The organism is Bacillus sp. EKM208B (assembly GCF_011800725.1).
Classification (GTDB): domain Bacteria; phylum Bacillota; class Bacilli; order Bacillales; family Bacillaceae; genus Bacillus; species Bacillus velezensis.
In genome coordinates this window covers 1-221 of the sequence record NZ_JAANHO010000065.1, presented here as the reverse complement: position 1 = coordinate 221, position 221 = coordinate 1, and the positions used below count along the sequence as shown (strand labels likewise).

1 tRNA gene is annotated in these 221 nt (G+C 40.3%); it reads right to left on the bottom strand.

Annotation, left to right across the window (positions count from 1 at the left end):
* Nucleotides 1–144: 144 nt before the first annotated feature.
* A tRNA-Ala gene (locus G9F75_RS19895) sits at nt 145–220 on the bottom strand.
* Nucleotide 221: the final 1 nt, after the last annotated feature.

Below are 221 nucleotides of genomic sequence, written 5' to 3'. Positions count from 1 at the left end.
CATCGCTGTGCGATTTATTTAAAACTTTGAATTAACAGGTACGTTTTGTCTTGTTTAGTTTTCAAAGATCATTTTGTTCACTTTCTCAAGCAACTTTTTAAGTATATAATAAGTTTCTCTTAAAGTCAACATGTTTTTTATAAATGGTGGAGCCTAGCGGGATCGAACCGCTGACCTCCTGCGTGCAAAGCAGGCGCTCTCCCAGCTGAGCTAAGGCCCCG